The following is a 17,231-nucleotide window of genomic DNA, read 5'->3' on the forward strand; positions in this document are numbered from 1 at the left end:
TTTTACAGTTCGGTAAGTACAATTTCGAGATAGTGAATTCTTAAGGGATATTTGTCTCAAACAAACACCAACAATCATGAACACGTTAATTAGAATAATTGTAGCGCTGGTAATAACTACGATGAGTACCAATACTGAGGCACAAAACAATTTTGAAAAAGGAATGGCACAAGCTTTTGAACTTTGGCAATCGAATAAAACAGAGGAAGCTGAAAATCTATTTGAACGTATTGCCAATGCTGAACCCAATGAATGGTTGCCACATTATTATATAGCACAAATCAATAGCTTAAAAAGTTGGAATTTAAAGGATGAAGCCATTTTGAAAAGCCAGTTGGATAAAGCTCAAAAGCATTTGGATAAAGCAATGGCTATTAGTGAAAACAATTCAGAATTACTAGTAATGCAGGCACAGGTTTTAACCAATTGGGTAGTTTACGACGGCATGACCTATGGTATGAAATATGCTGCAAAAATCAGCGAGCTTTATGCAAAAGCTAAAGCTATAGATCCTGAGAATCCGCGAGCGGTTTTCGGAAGGGCAGATTGGGATATGGGAAGTGCTAAATATTTTGGAAAGGATACTGCGCCGTATTGTAAAGACATTGAGGCGTCAATAAAACTTTTTGATACCTTTAAGCCAAAGAGTGATTTTCATCCAAATTGGGGAAAAGAGAGAGCTATTCAGGTTTCAGACTCTTGCAAATAATTTTAGATTTAAGAAAAGATGACAAAATCAATTAAATATATAATCGTCACATTCATTATTGGGTGTCTAGTTTTTGTAATTGGCAATCTATTGTCCAATGGATTTAATTATAAGAGCACAAACGATTTTTTAATCAATTTTTTCTTCTATCAGTTGTACACCTTTGTGTTAAGTTATACCAATACTCTGTTTTTTGAATACATGAAAAAACGCCAATTTCAGAATTATGAGATTGTTAAACGTATTGGTTATGGTATTTCTGGGGCTACGGTAATTTCAATTATTTGTATTTTCTTTTTAAGGATTTTGATTGAAGTGCTCATTTATAAAATGCCTTTTAATGAATTTATTGAAAACGAATCTTGGAGCGGCTATTCATTTGGAATTTGGATTACACTTAGTATTATTTCTACATTTTATGTGGTCTATTTCTATAACCGTTACCAGAAAAATAAACTCAAAGAGCAAAAGGTCATTGCAGGTGCAGCAAGTGCCAAATTTGATGCTTTAAAAAATCAATTGGATCCTCATTTTTTATTTAACAGCTTAAATGTACTTACCAGTCTTATTGAAGAAAATCCAGATAATGCACAAAAATTCACAACATCATTATCTAAAGTGTATCGTTATGTTTTGGAACAAAAAAGTAAGGAATTGGTGACTGTTGATGAAGAGTTAAATTTTGCAAGAACCTACATGTCTCTTTTAAAAACCAGATTCGAAGACAGTATTGTTTTTGAAATTCCGGATCAAGCTTCAAATCCTGAAAGTAAAGTAGTGCCTTTGTCATTGCAACTGTTATTAGAAAATGCGGTAAAACATAACATGGTTACATCCAGTAAACCATTGCATATTAAAATTTATGAAGATGGTAACCATCTAGTGGTACTCAATAATTTACAGCCCAAACAAATTGTAAAAAAGAGTAGTGGAGTTGGGTTGGAAAACATTAAACAACGCTATAAGCTGCTGTCAGAAAGAAAAGTCATCATCAATCAACGAGAAAAGGATTTTGCAGTAGCAATCCCTATGCTCACAAAACAGGTTACAGTAATGAGAAATACACGACAATCACGAGCTCAAATGAGCGATCAATATGTAAAGGCACGTAAGCGTGTCGAAGAATTAAAAGGGTTTTATTATAGCCTAATATCTTATTGTTTCGTAATACCATTCTTAATATTTATATGGTATCAATATTCAAGGTTTACGATACAATGGTTTTGGTTTCCCATAATTGGTTGGGGTTTAAGTTTAGTTTTTCAAGGCTATCGGGTTTTTGTAGACGATCGTGCTTTTGGAGCAAAATGGGAACAGCGTAAAATTGAAGAATACATGCGTAAGGAAGATGAAAGACGTTGGAATTAAAACAAACAATCATGGAAAAAAAAGACACACATTTAAAATACCAAAGGGCAAAAAACAAAGTAGAAAAACTAAAGCGTTTTTACTCACATCTAACGGTCTATTTGATAGCAAATACGTTAGTATCAACCTTTAAAATTATTCGAAATATAAAAAATGGAGAAACTTTTAACGAAGCTTTTTTCGACTTCGGCACTTTCTTCGTTTGGACGGTTTGGGGACTGGCCATAGCTATACACGCTTTTTCTGTATTTATCATGCCACTTTTGGTTGGTGAAGATTGGGAAGAGCGAAAAATTGAAGAAATTATGAAAGAGGAAATGTCTAACAAATCAAAATATTAAGTCATGGAAAAGTATAGTTTAGAACCATATAAAGAAGAAAAGGAAACGCACGATTTTAGAAAAGAGGAAGCCTACATCAGGGCAAAAAAACGAGTTGATAACATCATTGGTTTTTATTGGCATCTGGCAGTTTATGTGGTCGTGAATATCTTTTTGATTTTATTGATCGCTTTAAATTCTCAAAATGGATTTTTTAACTTCGGGACCTATGCGACCGCATTTTTTTGGGGCATTGGTTTAGCGTTTCATTTTTTAGGGGTTTTTGGACCAAATTTTTTCTTTGGTAAAAATTGGGAAAAGAAAAAGATCGAAGAGTATATGGAAAAAGAGCGCCAGAACTGGGAGTAGTTTTAAAGAAATAATCAAATGGCTCATATAATTGATAATGGCTATAACTAATGAATCAACAAACAATGGAAGAAAGGCTAAGTAAAAAGGAACACTATTTTAAGATACAAAAAAAGCTTCGCAGAAGACGTTGGTTTTTTATCCATCTTGCAGGATACATTGTTGTAATAGCATTGATTGGCCTAAATTTTTACGTATTGGAAGATGGGCCATATACCTATAGCATCATAAGTTTAAATTTGAGTGTAGTTGTGGCTTGGACATGTGCTATTTTAATTCATGGTATAATCATTTTTAAGAGCGACAAAATATTCAAGAAAGATTGGGAAGAAAAGAAAATCAAAGAATATCTAAAAAGAGAAGAACAATCTCATACGAATCTTTGGAAATAGATTTTTTAAAATAGAAAAGCATGAATGTTATAATTATAGAAGACGAGAAACCATCAGCAAGACGTTTACAGCGCATGCTAAATAAACTCGATATTGATGCTGAGACCATGTTGCATTCCGTGGAGGAATCAATAGAGTGGTTTCAAAACAATCCACATCCTGATTTGATATTTTTAGATATTCAGCTCAGTGATGGATTGTCATTTGAGATTTTTGAAGCTATCGATATAAGTTCGGCAGTAATTTTTACAACGGCTTATGACGAGTATGCACTTAAAGCTTTTAAGCTTAATAGTATCGACTATTTATTGAAACCTATTGATGAGGATGAGCTCGAAACGGCAGTGGTAAAATATAAAAATAGAACATCGCTAAATCAGTCGGTGACGTTAGACTTTAACGATATCAAAAAATTATTGGTTAATCCAATTGAGCGAGAGTACAAAAAAAGATTTTCGGTTAAGGTAGGTCAGCACCTCAAACTTATTAATATTGAGGATATAGAATGTATTTACAGCGAGAATAAAGGCACCTATGTTTATACTGTGGAAAGAAGAAATTATTTGTTGGATATGACGTTGGACCAATTAGAAGACGAGCTTGAACCAGAAACCTTTTTCAGGATAAGCCGCAAATTCTATGTCAATATAAATGCCATTAAAGATATGGTAAGTTATACCAATTCGCGCTTACAAATAAAATTGAATCATTATAAGGAACAGGACATTATCGTTGCTAGGGAGCGTGTAAAGGATTTCAAAAATTGGTTAGAGTAAATTTTACTGATATAACTGGTTGTAGCAGCTCACCAACATCTATTCATCTTTACCTATTCTATTTTCATCAAAAGCAGAAGGCAGCAACTTCGGTATAAATTTTACAAAGAGAGGCAATAGTATCATACCACCTGGCAATAAAAATATAGCCAAGCTTGGTATGGATTTAAAAATATCCAAAAGCTGATCCTGGACTTTTTTTTGTTCTTCAATTGTAAGATTACGCTGAGTGGACTTGGTTAATAGTAACATTGCTTCTTTGCTCTCTGATAGTTCTTTTATAAGACGCTTGCTGTTTCTTTTTATCAATTTAATTACCACCTTGCTGCTATTGTCATAAAAACTTTGTGCAAGGTTTTTGGATTTAAGAAAAGCAACCTTATTCTTATAATCATTATAAAATTGATTGATATCCTTAAGGGAAGTTGCTATTGCTTCATTATTTAAATCGAGATCTGTATTCAATTGATTTAAAAATTTGAGCTCTTCAGAATCGATTTTTTTGTCCGTCCAAGAAGCCATACAGACTAAATCTACGGCATACAATTTTTCTAAGGGCTCTACAAAAAAAGAAATGGCATCTGTATAAGTAGGTAGATTTAAGTTTTTGTGACGTATAGAGCTTTCAAAAAGTTTAATAAGGTTATAATCGTATTCTGTCTTATCTTTTTTAGAATCTATTACAGAAAAAACGATAGTTTCTAGGGCAGACTCTAAATTGTTAACATAAATCTTAGTGTCTTGTTTTGAACTTAGAAAGTGTTTGTATCCCAATACATCTACAAACAACAAAGCGTTAATTAAAAAATAATTGAAATTCTTTGAAAATAAATTATCGTCTATATGGATACGTTTATGTATCACCTTTTCCAAAATACTGTTTTGTGAGTTAGCACCAAACAAGCCGTCGAAAACCGAACGTTTTTGATTTCCTATAAGTTTATAATAGTTCACTAGACTATTTATAAAATCATTATTAGGTTGTGAATGTTGATGTATAGAATAAAAGGATAAGAATAAATTAATTTTCGTTTTTTCTTCTTCAGTAAAATCAAAAGGCTTAACTAAATTTAAAATAACACTCACGTTGCTACCGTAGATAAAGCCTGTTTGCTTTAGACTTTTGTAAAAGCTGCTTTGGTCGGATTGACCATAGGCCATATCAGAAATGTCTTTGAGTAGTTTTTTTATCCAGCCGCTTGCTGATGGATTCATAGTTTCTTCTTAAGATTCAAAGGTAATTTTTTTATCGATAAGACGCATATATTTACGTTAACACAAGTTTAACAAAACCGCAAGTATGATTTTCCCGTATGTAATATAGAGACACAAACAAATTAACAAAATCTCAAAAATTATGAAAAAAACAAAAATTTTAATCGCGAGTGCCATATTAGGTATTGCGACTTTCGTTGCAATTGCTGCGGATCACATTGATGCTCCTGCTGTAACTGGCACCACTAGTGACATTACTGATTATTATGCCTTTAGAGGTGAAAATACCAATAACATTGCTTTTGTAGCAAATGTTCAAGGTCTTTTATCTCCAGGGGATACGGGTAGTGCTTCCTTTGATGAAAATGTTATGATAGAAATTAACATTAGTACAAATAACGATTTGCAAGAAGAATTAGTAATACAAGCCATACCAAGAGATGGAAAAATGTACTTTTTTGGACCGGTAGTGGCAACATCTACAGGCTTAAGTAGTACTATTACTTCTAATGCAATTACTCAAGGTTCCGTTGATATTACTCCTTATGGACAAAGTGCCATAATAGAAAATAATAATGGTATCCGAATGTTCGCAGGACCAAGAGATGATCCATTTTACTTTGACTTTACTCAATACAATGAAATCATTGCTGGGAATGCAGGTAGTTTTAACGATCCAGGTAACGATACGTTTGCTGGAACAAATGTAATGTCTGTTGTAATTGAAGTACCAAAATCTTTAATCGGTGGTTCAGGTTCAATAAACACTTGGGTAGAAACCAAAAGAAGACAATAATAAAAATCTCAAAAAATTTAAAATTTAAAATTATGAAATTTAATAATATAAAATTATTTGCCATTGCAATATTAGCGTCAATGACAGCTTTTACTTGTAACAATGACGATGACAATAATGATGGCTTCGACGGTCCAGATTTTTCTGGAACGTATGTAACACAAGATCAAATGGCTAGGCCAGCTATAAATACAGTTTTTGTAAATGATGGAATGAAAGACCAGTTTAATACAACTGTTCCTGCTAATCAAGGAGCAACTTTTCAGCCATTATTTGAAGACAAACTATTGGCTTTAAACCCTGGATATACTACTAATGCTTTAGGATTTGATGCAGCAACTTTTACTGGTGCATTAGCAACTGACGTATTAACAGTAAGTTTAGATGGGGAAACAACATTTGCAAATGCAGATTTGTCAACTGTTTTAACAGGAAGAACTTTAATGGATGATGTTATTGATATCGAATTAACGTTGATCTTTGGTGGGCCAATGGGTACAGATAACCCAGGCTTAACAAGTGATGGTGTCGATTCAAATGACAAGGCATTTTTATCATCATTTCCTTACTTAGCGTCTCCTTTCTAAGGATTTGATTAAATAGTCTGAAATGAGGTGGTTTAAGACCTCATTTCAGATTTTTTTTAACTAAGACAAAAATTTTGCTCAATTCAATTGTGCAAAAACTATGCGTCAATCTCAGACGCTGTAAAAAAACTCACAAAACATTATAACCATGATACTAAAAAAAATCTTTCCACTTATTTTATTAGTATTAGCATTTAATTGTGCTAAAGACAACAAAGTAACTAATTCACAAGATTACGATACATTTTTAACAACATCAATTGATAGTTCAGAGTTATTTGCTAATGCAGAATTTTGGACAAAAAAATTAGATGGTAATTCAAATCAATTTCCCTATTTGGCTAAAAGGTCCGGAGCATATAACCAGATTTTCAATTCAACAGGTAATATTGATTATTTGATTAAAGCTGAAAAAGATTTAATTAAAGCCAACGAATTAACTCAAAATGACAATGCGGGACTTCTTAAGGCCCTAGCAGCAAATTATATTTCTCAACACCGTTTTAAAGAAGCTTTAGAATTATTAAAAAAGGCTGAAGTAAATGGAGAAAAACTAAATGGAACAAAGAAAATGTTGTTTGATGTGCATTTAGAATTGGGAAATTACATATATGCAGAGTCTTATCTCAATGAAATAAAAAATACTTCAGATTTTGATTATTTGATACGATTGGCCAAATGGGAAGATCATAAAGGAAATCTAGATGGTGCGATTGAGAATATGGAAAAGGCAATGGAAATTGCAGAGCGATCCAACTTGAAATCCTTAAAACAATGGTCTTACACCAACATTGCAGACTTTTATGGTCATGCTGGTGAAATTCAAAAATCTTATGATTACTTTTTAAAAGCCTTAGAATTAGATCCAAATGATGCGTATGCTAAAAAGGGCATTGCCTGGATACTGTACTCACACGAGAATAATCCTGAAGAGGCGCTCAAGGTCCTAGACCATATAAATACTTATTATACATCTCCAGATTACAATTTGCTTAAATCTGAAATTGCTGATTTTTCTAAGAATGAAGGTTTAAAAGCAGAGTCACTTCAAGCTTATAGTGAGGCAATAGAGAACAATCAATACGGCGAAATGTACAACAAATACAATGTTATGGTATACACCGAGGATTTACCGGATCATGATAAGGCCATAGCCATTGCAAAACGTGAAATTGAGAATAGACCAACACCACAATCGTACGATTTATTAGCGTGGAGTTATTTCAAAAAAGGAGATATCGATAAAGCCAACGAAATTGTTGAAACATATGTCGAAGGCAAAACGTACGAACCAGATGTATTATATCATATAGCAGAAATATACAAGGCAGCCGGAAAAACAGATAAGGTAAAACCGCTAAAAGAAGAGTTGATTGCAAGTTTGTATGAATTGGGACCAACTATGAAAAGTAAAGTAAAGAGCCTCTAAAATGAACAAACAAATTTTAGCATTGCTAATTTTTGGTTGTATCATGATTTCTCTTAAAGCCCAAACCCTTAAGGGCTCAGTAGTGAATGAACTTAACCAACCATTGGAGGCAGCTTACGTATATAACATGACTTCAGAAACGCATGCGCATACTACTGAAAATGGCGTTTTTGTAATCATGGAAACGAAAGTCGGTGATACGCTTAGAGTAGGGTTATTGGGATACCATAACTTGATTTTTAAGATTGAGTCATTAGATTATTTAACATTGACCTTAAAAGAGAAGACCTTTCAGCTAGACGAAATGATGATTACAGAAGAATTAAATACAGTCAGCACAATCTCAAGATTAGACTTGAGTGTAACACCTGTAAATTCATCTCAAGAGGTATTGAGAAAAGTACCTGGATTATTCATCGGTCAGCATGCAGGAGGTGGTAAAGCAGAGCAAATATTTCTTCGTGGATTTGATGTAGACCATGGAACCGATGTTTCTATTTCAGTAGATGGCATGCCAGTAAATATGGTATCTCATGCACATGGACAAGGTTATAGTGATCTTCATTTTATAATACCTGAAACCGTAAGCAAAATTGACTTTGGTAAAGGTGCATATTATGCTCAAGAGGGTGATTTTAACACGGCTGGTTATGTCAATTTTAATACAAAAGATTATTTAAAGGAAAGCAGTATTTCTGTTTTGGCCGGACAATTTAATACACTTAGAACAGTAGGATTGTTCAATATATTGGATCGCACAAAGAATCAAAACGCCTATGTGGCAATGGAATATATAGCAACGGATGGTCCTTTTGAATCGGCTCAGAATTTTAATCGCGTGAATCTATTTGGTAAATACGTTTATTTCTCACCCGAGAATGATAAATTGACCTTAACGGCTTCACATTTTACTAGCCGCTGGGACGCCTCTGGCCAAATTCCACAACGTGAGGTTGATAACGGAAATATTTCTCGCTTTGGTGCCATTGATGATACAGAAGGTGGCAACACCGAAAGAACAAATTTTAATGTAGCTTTTGATAAATATATATCTGACGAAACCGTGTTAAAGGCTAATGCATTTTATTCACATTACGCTTTTGAACTGTATTCTAATTTCACCTTCTTTTTGGAAGATCCTATAAATGGTGACCAAATTAAGCAGAAAGAAGATCGAGAGATATTTGGAGCAAATGCTTCATTGAAACACACAACGTATTTGGGTAATACTGAATTGACACTGACATCCGGAATAGGATTAAGGCATGACATCGTTGATGATGTTGAATTGTCTAGAACGCTCAATAGAAAAGAAACATTAGAAATAATTCAGTTGGGTGATATCAATCAAACAAATTTGGATGCCTTTGTAAATGCTGAATTTGAATTTGGAAAATGGAAAATAGCTCCAGCTTTAAGATTGGATTATTTTAAATTTTTATATAATGACCAGCTTCTTGCTAACTATGAAACGCAATCTGAAACAAAAACAAGATTCAGTCCAAAACTGAATTTCTTCTATACTGCTAAGGATAATTTAAAACTGTTTTTAAAATCTGGTGTTGGTTTTCATTCTAACGATGCTAGAGTGGTAGTAGCAAATAGTGGTGAAGATATCCTACCAAGATCTTATGGTTTGGATATAGGAACAGTGTGGAAACCGTTTCCAAAACTAGTGATTAATTCTGCTTTGTGGTATTTATTTTTAGAGCAAGAATTTGTTTATGTGGGTGATGCAGGTATTGTAGAGCCAAGTGGTAAAACCCGACGTTATGGAGTAGATTTAGGATTAAGGTATCAGTTTACGGATTGGTTGTTTTTGGATTCGGATGCAACATACACAAATGCCAGAAGTACAGAAGATTCCGATGGAGAAAATTTTATTCCGTTAGCACCAGATTTCACATTAACCAGCGGATTGTCCGTTGATGACTTAAATGGGTTTTCTGGTGGGTTAAGGATAAGATATTTAGATGATAGACCAGCTAATGAGGATAATTCTATTGTAGCTGAGGGTTATTTTGTTACTGATTTTAACGCTAATTATAGATTTAATGATATCATACTAGGCATAGCAATAGAAAATCTATTTGATGTAGATTGGAACGAAACACAATTTGCGACGGAGTCTAGATTGCGAAACGAATCGCAACCAATTGAAGAAATACATTTTACGCCAGGTACGCCTTTTTTTATTAAAGGATCTGTAACCTATACATTTTAAAGACATAATCGACGCTTAATTTGAGGGAAGCAAATTAAGCAATGTTGATTGGTTGCTAGCAAGAAGGATTGATCAATTGATTAATCTATATCATGATTGTTCATGATGTTTTTTTGAGTTTTTTGTTAGTTGAGGCATCTGTTCATTTTGAGCAGATGTCTTTTTTGTATTAATGCCCAAAAGTATATATAACATTTAATTGTTGTTTTTATTGCAAAAATTGAAGCTCTAATATTTTTTATTCGAATTAGAATGAAATAAAAAAAACCGCTAGGAATATTTCAGAGCAGTTTGTTATTTATTTTCTTAGGCTAATTATAGCATCATACCTCTTAATTCTCTAATAGAATCTCTACTTCTCGTTTTTACCGTACCGATGGGTATTTTTAAATGATCGGAAGCTTCCTTTTGGGTAAACCCCTTAAAGTATAGTAGCTCTATTATTTTTAATCGTTTAGGTGTTAATTTTTTTATAATATCCTTAATGCCAATTGCATCTGTTTCGGAATCAAGGCTCTCATGACTGGTTATTATATGCTCAAAATTTTTGGCATCAAGATTAGCGCGTGATTGCTTAAAAGATTTGGATCTTATTTTGTCAATTGCTGTGTTTCGCGCGATATTTAAAATCCAGGTAAAAAATCGACCTTTTTTGGCGTCGTAGGTCTCTGCATTGTTCCAAGCCTTGATGAAGACATCTTGTGTAAGGTCATCTGCCACCTTGTTGTTTTTAGCAATATTTAAAATCACACCATGTATACTCGCATGATACATGTAATATAATTTTTCAAAAGCAACTTCATCCATATTTTTAAATTTGGAAATTAGAGCGTCTAGATCTGTCATTAATAAGTTCTTTTTCTTTTTTGTATAAACTTATTATATATCTGCCATAACCTGTGGTGCAAATGATTTTTATATTAACTCTTAAGATAACTTGAGGTCATTGAAAATAAAAAATCATCCAAAATTGATTGGATGATTTTCAAATATATAAGATGATAAATTATTAATACTCTTTATGGTGCTGTAGGCACTACACCAAGTGTATAGAGCTGTTCCATTGTAGGACTTTCGCTCCCACCTTCTGGTTCTAATGTAATTCCAAAAGCTTCACTTTCATTAGCGTTGGCAATAGCAAAAATCTTATTGTCGTCTGTATTAAAGTCATCAATAGTTCCTAAACTAGTTGGAGTAAGTGGATTGAGTTTTAAAGACCAAACCTGCCATACTTTGCCTTCTGGAGCATCCGGCAGCCCTTGTCCATCTAAATAAATAGTGTTGTCCTCCTTGTTCCAGTAAACTTTTGCATAGCTATTCGCAAATTTGCCCTGTCCACCAAGTGGTACAGCCAAAATATCCTTATCTCTTAATGTATTGAGCAAATCTTTAGTTGAGGCCAAGTCTGTTCTTGCATCTTCAATTTGTTGCTCTAAATAGGCATTTTCAATTTCAGCAGTTTGTATTTCTAATTCTAGTTCTTTATTATTATTTAACGTCCAAAGTAAACCTCCAGCCAAAAGGATAGATGCTGCCCAACCGGTATAAGATATCCAGTTTGGTTTTTTAGGTTTCATTACTACGACTTTCTTTTCTGAGTTGTCGGTAGAAGTTAATTTTCCTTTAAACGAATCAAAATCTATAGAATGTGGTGATACTGCTGCTGTTAATTTCACAACTGCCGCTTCAATTTCCAATACTTCTTGCAAAAGTCTTGGGTGCGCCTGGAGCAGTTCGTAAATTTCTTGGTTTTCTTTTTCAGAAAGTTGTCCGGCTACGTAAAGCTCTAATATACCTGATTCTATGTAAGCGTTTATATCCATATTATAATACCATATCCCTTAATTCCTTAATACAGTTTCTGTTTCTTGTTTTTACTGTACCAATTGGCATTTCCAATGCTTCCGAAGTTTCTTTTTGAGTATAACCTTTAAAATAAAGTAGCTCAATAACCTCTTTACATTTTTTTCCTAGTTTCTTAACAAACTTTTTGATTCCAATGGCATCGGTACGACTGTCCAAGTTATCATTGCTTGTTATTATATCTACGAAAAAATCGGCATCAAGGTTTTGTCTAGACTGCTTAAATGCCTTGGATCTAGTCTTGTCTATAGCAGCATTACGAGCAATGTTTAAAATCCACGTAAAAAAGCGTCCTTTTTTACTAGAGTAGGTGTCAGATTTTTTCCAAGCTTTAATAAAAACATCTTGCATGAGTTCATCTGCAATAGCATTATCGCGTACAATGTTGTAAACTACACCGTGAATACTATCACTATACATGCTGTATAATTTCTCAAAAGCAACATGGTCCTTCTTCTTAAATTGTGCAACTAAAATATCCAATTCGGCCATAATATTTTGAATCCTAAGATTTGATTTATCGAAAATACAAAAAAGCTATCATTATTAGGATAGCTTTTTTATGATTAAAATGTTAACTACAATTATTATTCAATGATACCACCACAACTTACACGGCTTCCTGCAGCACCAGACGGTTGGGATGTGAAATCATCAGTGCCTTCGTGAACTATAATCGCTTTACCCATTATATCTTTTGTATCATCACCGCAGCCAATGCACCATTGGTCTGTAGTAAATTGAACCATACCCGTTCCATCGTCTCCAACCTCAAAGTTTCCAATGTCTCCCTTGTGATAACCGGCTTCATCTCCCCACTTACCGTGAGGTTCTGCTGTTGGGTTCCAGTGACCACCTGCAGATGTACCATCTGTTGCAGAACAATCTGCTTTTTCGTGAATGTGAATAGCGTGTGTCCCTGCCGTTAAACCACTCATGTTCGCGGTCATAGTAACTTCATCCCCGTTTTGTCTAAACATGACCTGTCCAGAAACACTACTATCGCTTTTTGGACTTAAATTAAAGGACAGCTCTTTGCTCATTTCATTGTCTTTATTCATGGTTTCCTCCATTTCGGTTTCCATCTCCATGTTTTCGGATTCTTTGTTGTTTTCTTTACATGCTGTAGCAAATATTATCGAAAATGCCAGAGCCATTAATTTTATATGTTTCATTGGTTTTATTATTCTTGGTTTCTATAAAGTTAAGTAGATATTTTCCCAATTGCAAGTGCTATTGAGGCTTGAACCACATTTTTGGGTCTTTTATACCTTTTTTTAGGTTTTGAGTTAAAATTAATGCTTTTTCGACACGCATCTGGGACGATTTGTACCTTGAGATTGCATAAATGATGCTTCTTTTGCGCCCAGGCGTCAGGTCTTCAAAAATTTTAAAAGCATCATAATCCGTTAATAAAACAGCCTCCAATTCCTCAGACATTTCAACACCATATTTTGATGTGTCCTCAAAAACTTGAAGTGTAAAGTAATCGTTCATAAAAACACCAAGTTCTTTTTGTTTTGCTTTACTAAAGTAAATGCGGTGCAATCCTGATTTTTCTTTTTTTAACGCAGCATAAAATTCTAACGATTGTTCCTCAAAGAACGCCTTAACTTTGATTCGTTTTTGATTTTTTTTAATAAATTCTGAAATGAATGACTCTAGCAGAATAACACTTTGTTTATCTGCTAGAGTCACTTCAAATGGTACACTTTTTAACATTTTGGTGGACTAATCAATGCCAAAAGTTTGGATCTCTTTAAAAGGATCTGTTTTTACTTGTTTCATTTTTAATTGATATTCTGCCCATTCATCATTAAAAAATGCATTGGTTTCACCTAATAATTGATTCAAGGAATCTTTAGCATGTTTTATCAAAGTTGTTTCAGTTGAGGTAAGCCCTTTCTGACTACTGCCAACATAACCTCTGGCTGTACCTAAACGCTGTAAAGGCGTAACTTCAGGATTTCGGGTGATACCTTGGCGTTTATCAATTTTGCCTAAGTATTTATCGATAAGGCTATCAATTGCTTTTACAACTTCTTTTGAAGCTTTTATCTCTTCTTTATAAGCTTCTTTATCCAATTTGGTTAAATCTTTCTTATAATTTTCAGCAATCATTTTACTTTCAACCAACTGTTCTACCGCATCTGCGGCAGTCTGTTGCATTTGCTCCAGTTGTTTTGAAGCCGTATAAACTTCATCGATATTCTTTTGCGAAACTTCTAACCTTGGGTCAGACTCAACAGTAACCATAGTTTCAGCCATTTGGTCTCCATAATGCAAAACGGCTTTGTAAGTTCCAGGTTTAACAGAAACACCACCGCGTTCACGATTACTTTCTCTTATGCGTCTTGATGGATAATCTACACCAGCTTCGTCCATATACCATGTCCATTTATGAATGCCGTTTTCTTTAGGTGCTTTGGTTTTCATGGTTCTGATTAATCGATCTCCATCGTAAATTTTAAGTTGCAAGGAATCCCAAGATACTTTGGCTTCTTCTTTTTCTGAATCTTCATCTTCCATTTCCTCATCCTCTTTTTTATCTGATTTAGGCTGCTCTTTCGCATTAAACAAATAAGTAAAGCGAGCACCACCTCCACGATTTTCACCGTGGTACATAGCGTCTGCACCAAATCTGCTTCCAGTTGGTTGTTGATAAGCAGCTTGATATGCTGTTGGCGGATCAAACAATTCGATATTAGAACTCATTACAGAATTATTCTTCGCCATTTCGCGTAACGGTCTAATATCATCCAAAACCCAAGCAGCACGTCCAAAAGTTCCAATAACTAAATCATGTTCTCTTGGGTGAATAACTAAATCCTTAACTGAAGTTGTTGGGAAACCTTCCGTCCACTTGGTCCATTTTTCTCCTGCATCGAGCGATACGTACAAACCATCATCGGTTCCTAAAAACATTAGGTTAGATTCTTCAAGGTCTTCAACAATAGCTAGCGCGTAACTTTCTACATCATTTTCATCCACAAGGCGTTCCCATGTTTTACCGTAGTTTTTGGTTCGGTAAGCATAAGGTGTGTAATTAAAACGTCTGTAATCATTGGCAATTAAAAGGGCTTCGCCTTTATTTTTATTGGAAGCTTTTATCTGTGCAATCCAACTGCCCTCAGGTAAGCCTTTGATGTTTGAAACGTCTGTCCAGTTTTGCCCACCATCTCTGGTGTAATGTACACGACCATCATCAGTCCCAACCCAAAGCATATCTTTTTCTAAAGGCGAAGGTTCAATGACTAAAATCGTGGTATGGTTTTCGGCACCAGTAGCATCCATGGTTAATCCACCACTTTCGGATTGTTTTTGTTTTTCAGGATCGTTTGTGGTTAAATCTGGAGAAATGACTTCCCAAGTTTCACCTTTATCCGTGGATTTATGTACATACTGACTTCCGAAGTAAATTGTACTATTATCAAAAGGATCGATGTTTATGGCTGAATTCCAGTTGAACCTTAATGCTACATCTGGATCTGGATGTGTTGGTCGTACACCATAATTATTACCGGTTTTCCAATCGTAACGACTTACATAACCTTGTTGGCTCATGGACCAACCATAACGACTGTCGTCTTTATCCGGAACAACATCAAACCCATCTCCAAAACTTATTTCCTGCCAATAGCTATTTCTAATCCCTTGCGCACGCCACACATAAGCTGGGCCTCGCCAAGAGCCATTGTCTTGCATGCCTCCATATACATTATATGGGAACTCATTATCAACAGCGATATGATAGAATTGTGCCACTGGTAAATTGCCGATAAAACGCCATGTTTTTCCACCATCTTTGGTAATGTTCATACCACCATCGTTGCCATCAATCATAAAACTGCCATCATCTGGGTGAATCCACCACGAATGGTGATCTGGATGCACGCCATTATTTGCTCCATACGCTGGCATAAGTTCTTCAAAATTCTTTCCGCCATCTTCTGAAACATTTACATAGGTAAATACTGAATAGACTCTATTTTCATTTTGTGGATCGACATAAATTTCAGAATAATAGAAAGGACGATTTCCAATATCGCTCTTATTGTTAATCATTTTCCAAGTGAAACCACCATCTTCACTTTTATAAAGCGCATTCTTTTTAGCTTCGACTAAAGCGTAAACTATATTTGGTTTACTTGGAGCAATCGCAACTCCTATACGTCCTAGTTCCCCTTTTGGAAAACCATCTTCGTCTGTAATTTCTTTCCAAGTTTCGCCACCATCGTGAGTTATATGTAGACCTGAGCCTTCACCACCTGAGTTAAAGAACCAAGGATCACGTTTATGTTCCCACATAGCTGCAATTAGCTTATTGGGATTGGTCGGGTCCATTATTAAATCTGCGACACCAGTTTTATTATTTGCGAATAAAATTTTATTCCAAGTTTTTCCGCCATCGGTTGTTTTAAAAACACCACGTTCAGGATGTTCGCCCCAAGGAGAGCCAATAGCTCCAACATAAACCACATCAGGATTAGTTGGATCAACTATTATACGATGAATATGTCTCGTCTTTTCAAGACCCATTGCCATCCAGCTTTTTCCGCCATCGAGCGATTTGTAAACACCAAATCCACCATTGAGTGAGTTACGAGGATTACCTTCGCCTGTGCCGACCCAAATAACACTTGGATTGGATTGTTGAATTTCTACAGCACCAATTGAAGCCGTCAATTCATTGTCAAAGATTGGATCCCATTTAATGCCGCCAGAAGTCGATTTCCAAAGTCCGCCTGAAGCAGTACCAACGTACATCACATCAGGATTTGTAGTTACAACGTCAATAGCCGTAACACGACCAGACATTCCACCAGGACCTATATTTCGCGGCGCCATATTTTTGACCATGTCCATTGAAAATTCTTGTGCAGAGAGTAACGCTATGCAGAACAGCATAACTAGCGTGGATATTTTTTTCATTTTTTAAAAGTTAGTTGAATAATGCTTAAAAATAATGAAAAGATATGATCCATTTGTAAAACTGATGTTAATGCTATTATTAAATTCTGTAAATAGAAACAGACTGATATTTCAGAGAATATTGGTAATTCTTATTTAATAGTTACTCATGCTAATTAAAAAAAGAGTATATTTATCTCACAACCAACTACTACCGAGCGTTTTAATACCTATAAATTGTTTAGTTAACCAATATCAATAAAGATTTCTTT

Annotated in this window: 17 protein-coding genes; 10 read left to right on the plus strand and 7 right to left on the minus strand. The window is 34.6% G+C overall.

Translation table 11 applies throughout. From position 1 onward, the window contains the following. Positions 1 to 76 precede the first annotated feature (76 nt). From HM983_RS11935 to HM983_RS11960, 6 genes are read left to right on the plus strand one after another with little or no spacing between them, the layout of a single operon-like run. On the plus strand, positions 77 to 709 hold the full coding sequence (locus HM983_RS11935; protein WP_179345666.1) for a tetratricopeptide repeat protein: 633 nt from the start codon (positions 77 to 79) through the stop codon (positions 707 to 709). Between the two features lie 18 nt (positions 710 to 727). Beyond that, entirely contained in the window at positions 728 to 2,077 is a 1,350-nt protein-coding gene (locus tag HM983_RS11940; RefSeq protein WP_179345667.1) for a histidine kinase, read from the plus strand. An 11-nt stretch (positions 2,078 to 2,088) separates the two neighbouring features. Beyond that, positions 2,089 to 2,418, plus strand: coding sequence for a 2TM domain-containing protein (locus HM983_RS11945; protein WP_179345668.1), 330 nt, complete (start codon positions 2,089 to 2,091; stop codon positions 2,416 to 2,418). 3 nt (positions 2,419 to 2,421) lie between these two features. Beyond that, positions 2,422 to 2,766 carry a 2TM domain-containing protein gene (locus HM983_RS11950; RefSeq protein WP_179345669.1) on the plus strand — a complete coding sequence of 115 codons (345 nt, stop codon included), beginning with the start codon at positions 2,422 to 2,424 and terminating at the stop codon, positions 2,764 to 2,766. 50 nt (positions 2,767 to 2,816) lie between these two features. Beyond that, positions 2,817 to 3,158 carry a 2TM domain-containing protein gene (locus HM983_RS11955; RefSeq protein WP_179345670.1) on the plus strand — a complete coding sequence of 114 codons (342 nt, stop codon included), beginning with the start codon at positions 2,817 to 2,819 and terminating at the stop codon, positions 3,156 to 3,158. A gap of 20 nt (positions 3,159 to 3,178) precedes the next feature. Continuing rightward, on the plus strand, positions 3,179 to 3,934 hold the full coding sequence (locus HM983_RS11960; protein WP_179345671.1) for a LytR/AlgR family response regulator transcription factor: 756 nt from the start codon (positions 3,179 to 3,181) through the stop codon (positions 3,932 to 3,934). Between the two features lie 39 nt (positions 3,935 to 3,973). On the opposite strand, the gene HM983_RS11965 is transcribed toward HM983_RS11960, so the two are convergent. Further along, a complete protein-coding gene (locus HM983_RS11965; protein ID WP_179345672.1) occupies positions 3,974 to 5,149 on the minus strand; it encodes an LETM1-related biofilm-associated protein in 1,176 nt (391 codons plus the stop codon). Positions 5,150 to 5,291: 142 nt separating this feature from the next. Here HM983_RS11965 and HM983_RS15960 point away from each other — a divergent pair, with 142 nt between their 5' ends. From HM983_RS15960 to HM983_RS11985, 4 genes are all read left to right on the plus strand, one after another. Next, the gene (locus tag HM983_RS15960) at positions 5,292 to 5,945 is read left to right on the plus strand and encodes a DUF4331 family protein (protein WP_179345673.1); all 654 of its coding nucleotides are present in this window, start codon (positions 5,292 to 5,294) and stop codon (positions 5,943 to 5,945) included. A 32-nt stretch (positions 5,946 to 5,977) separates the two neighbouring features. Further along, positions 5,978 to 6,532 (plus strand): DUF4331 family protein, encoded by a 555-nt coding sequence (locus tag HM983_RS15965; protein WP_179345674.1) that lies wholly within the window; start codon positions 5,978 to 5,980, stop codon positions 6,530 to 6,532. Positions 6,533 to 6,680: 148 nt separating this feature from the next. Next, positions 6,681 to 7,961, plus strand: a complete 1,281-nt coding sequence (locus HM983_RS11980) for a tetratricopeptide repeat protein (RefSeq protein WP_179345675.1) — start codon at positions 6,681 to 6,683, stop codon at positions 7,959 to 7,961. 1 nt (position 7,962) lies between these two features. Beyond that, a complete protein-coding gene (locus tag HM983_RS11985; protein WP_179345676.1) occupies positions 7,963 to 10,185 on the plus strand; it encodes a TonB-dependent receptor in 2,223 nt (740 codons plus the stop codon). Positions 10,186 to 10,500: 315 nt separating this feature from the next. Here HM983_RS11985 and HM983_RS11990 read toward each other — a convergent pair whose 3' ends face one another. From HM983_RS11990 to HM983_RS12015, 6 genes are all read right to left on the minus strand, one after another. Beyond that, positions 10,501 to 11,031: an RNA polymerase sigma factor gene (locus tag HM983_RS11990; RefSeq protein ID WP_179345677.1), complete on the minus strand. Its 531-nt coding sequence runs from the start codon at positions 11,029 to 11,031 to the stop codon at positions 10,501 to 10,503. A gap of 173 nt (positions 11,032 to 11,204) precedes the next feature. Further along, positions 11,205 to 12,008, minus strand: coding sequence for an anti-sigma factor (locus HM983_RS11995; RefSeq protein ID WP_179345678.1), 804 nt, complete (start codon positions 12,006 to 12,008; stop codon positions 11,205 to 11,207). A 1-nt stretch (position 12,009) separates the two neighbouring features. Continuing rightward, positions 12,010 to 12,540, minus strand: a complete 531-nt coding sequence (locus tag HM983_RS12000) for an RNA polymerase sigma factor (protein ID WP_179345679.1) — start codon at positions 12,538 to 12,540, stop codon at positions 12,010 to 12,012. A gap of 95 nt (positions 12,541 to 12,635) precedes the next feature. Beyond that, the gene (locus HM983_RS12005) at positions 12,636 to 13,223 is read right to left on the minus strand and encodes a superoxide dismutase family protein (RefSeq protein ID WP_179345680.1); all 588 of its coding nucleotides are present in this window, start codon (positions 13,221 to 13,223) and stop codon (positions 12,636 to 12,638) included. 58 nt (positions 13,224 to 13,281) lie between these two features. Beyond that, complete coding sequence (locus tag HM983_RS12010; RefSeq protein ID WP_179345681.1) at positions 13,282 to 13,770, minus strand: YdeI/OmpD-associated family protein; 489 nt, start codon at positions 13,768 to 13,770, stop codon at positions 13,282 to 13,284. A gap of 9 nt (positions 13,771 to 13,779) precedes the next feature. Beyond that, complete coding sequence (locus tag HM983_RS12015; protein ID WP_179345682.1) at positions 13,780 to 16,980, minus strand: WD40/YVTN/BNR-like repeat-containing protein; 3,201 nt, start codon at positions 16,978 to 16,980, stop codon at positions 13,780 to 13,782. Between the last annotated feature and the right edge of the window lie 251 nt (positions 16,981 to 17,231).

The organism is Winogradskyella ursingii (assembly GCF_013403975.1).
GTDB classification, from domain to species: domain Bacteria; phylum Bacteroidota; class Bacteroidia; order Flavobacteriales; family Flavobacteriaceae; genus Winogradskyella; species Winogradskyella ursingii.

What these genes read in the sequence shown, in the direction of transcription:
- HM983_RS12010 (WP_179345681.1), bottom strand. Translation starts at nt 13,770, where the DNA reads ATGTTAAAAAGTGTACCATTTGAAGTGACTCTAGCAGATAAACAAAGT.
- HM983_RS11945 (WP_179345668.1), top strand. Translation starts at nt 2,089, where the DNA reads ATGGAAAAAAAAGACACACATTTAAAATACCAAAGGGCAAAAAACAAA.
- HM983_RS12000 (WP_179345679.1), bottom strand. Translation starts at nt 12,540, where the DNA reads ATGGCCGAATTGGATATTTTAGTTGCACAATTTAAGAAGAAGGACCAT.
- HM983_RS11955 (WP_179345670.1), top strand. Translation starts at nt 2,817, where the DNA reads ATGAATCAACAAACAATGGAAGAAAGGCTAAGTAAAAAGGAACACTAT.
- HM983_RS12015 (WP_179345682.1), bottom strand. Translation starts at nt 16,980, where the DNA reads ATGAAAAAAATATCCACGCTAGTTATGCTGTTCTGCATAGCGTTACTC.
- HM983_RS11935 (WP_179345666.1), top strand. Translation starts at nt 77, where the DNA reads ATGAACACGTTAATTAGAATAATTGTAGCGCTGGTAATAACTACGATG.
- HM983_RS12005 (WP_179345680.1), bottom strand. Translation starts at nt 13,223, where the DNA reads ATGAAACATATAAAATTAATGGCTCTGGCATTTTCGATAATATTTGCT.
- HM983_RS11960 (WP_179345671.1), top strand. Translation starts at nt 3,179, where the DNA reads ATGAATGTTATAATTATAGAAGACGAGAAACCATCAGCAAGACGTTTA.
- HM983_RS11965 (WP_179345672.1), bottom strand. Translation starts at nt 5,149, where the DNA reads ATGAATCCATCAGCAAGCGGCTGGATAAAAAAACTACTCAAAGACATT.
- HM983_RS11985 (WP_179345676.1), top strand. Translation starts at nt 7,963, where the DNA reads ATGAACAAACAAATTTTAGCATTGCTAATTTTTGGTTGTATCATGATT.
- HM983_RS11995 (WP_179345678.1), bottom strand. Translation starts at nt 12,008, where the DNA reads ATGGATATAAACGCTTACATAGAATCAGGTATATTAGAGCTTTACGTA.
- HM983_RS11980 (WP_179345675.1), top strand. Translation starts at nt 6,681, where the DNA reads ATGATACTAAAAAAAATCTTTCCACTTATTTTATTAGTATTAGCATTT.
- HM983_RS15965 (WP_179345674.1), top strand. Translation starts at nt 5,978, where the DNA reads ATGAAATTTAATAATATAAAATTATTTGCCATTGCAATATTAGCGTCA.
- HM983_RS11950 (WP_179345669.1), top strand. Translation starts at nt 2,422, where the DNA reads ATGGAAAAGTATAGTTTAGAACCATATAAAGAAGAAAAGGAAACGCAC.
- HM983_RS11990 (WP_179345677.1), bottom strand. Translation starts at nt 11,031, where the DNA reads ATGACAGATCTAGACGCTCTAATTTCCAAATTTAAAAATATGGATGAA.
- HM983_RS15960 (WP_179345673.1), top strand. Translation starts at nt 5,292, where the DNA reads ATGAAAAAAACAAAAATTTTAATCGCGAGTGCCATATTAGGTATTGCG.
- HM983_RS11940 (WP_179345667.1), top strand. Translation starts at nt 728, where the DNA reads ATGACAAAATCAATTAAATATATAATCGTCACATTCATTATTGGGTGT.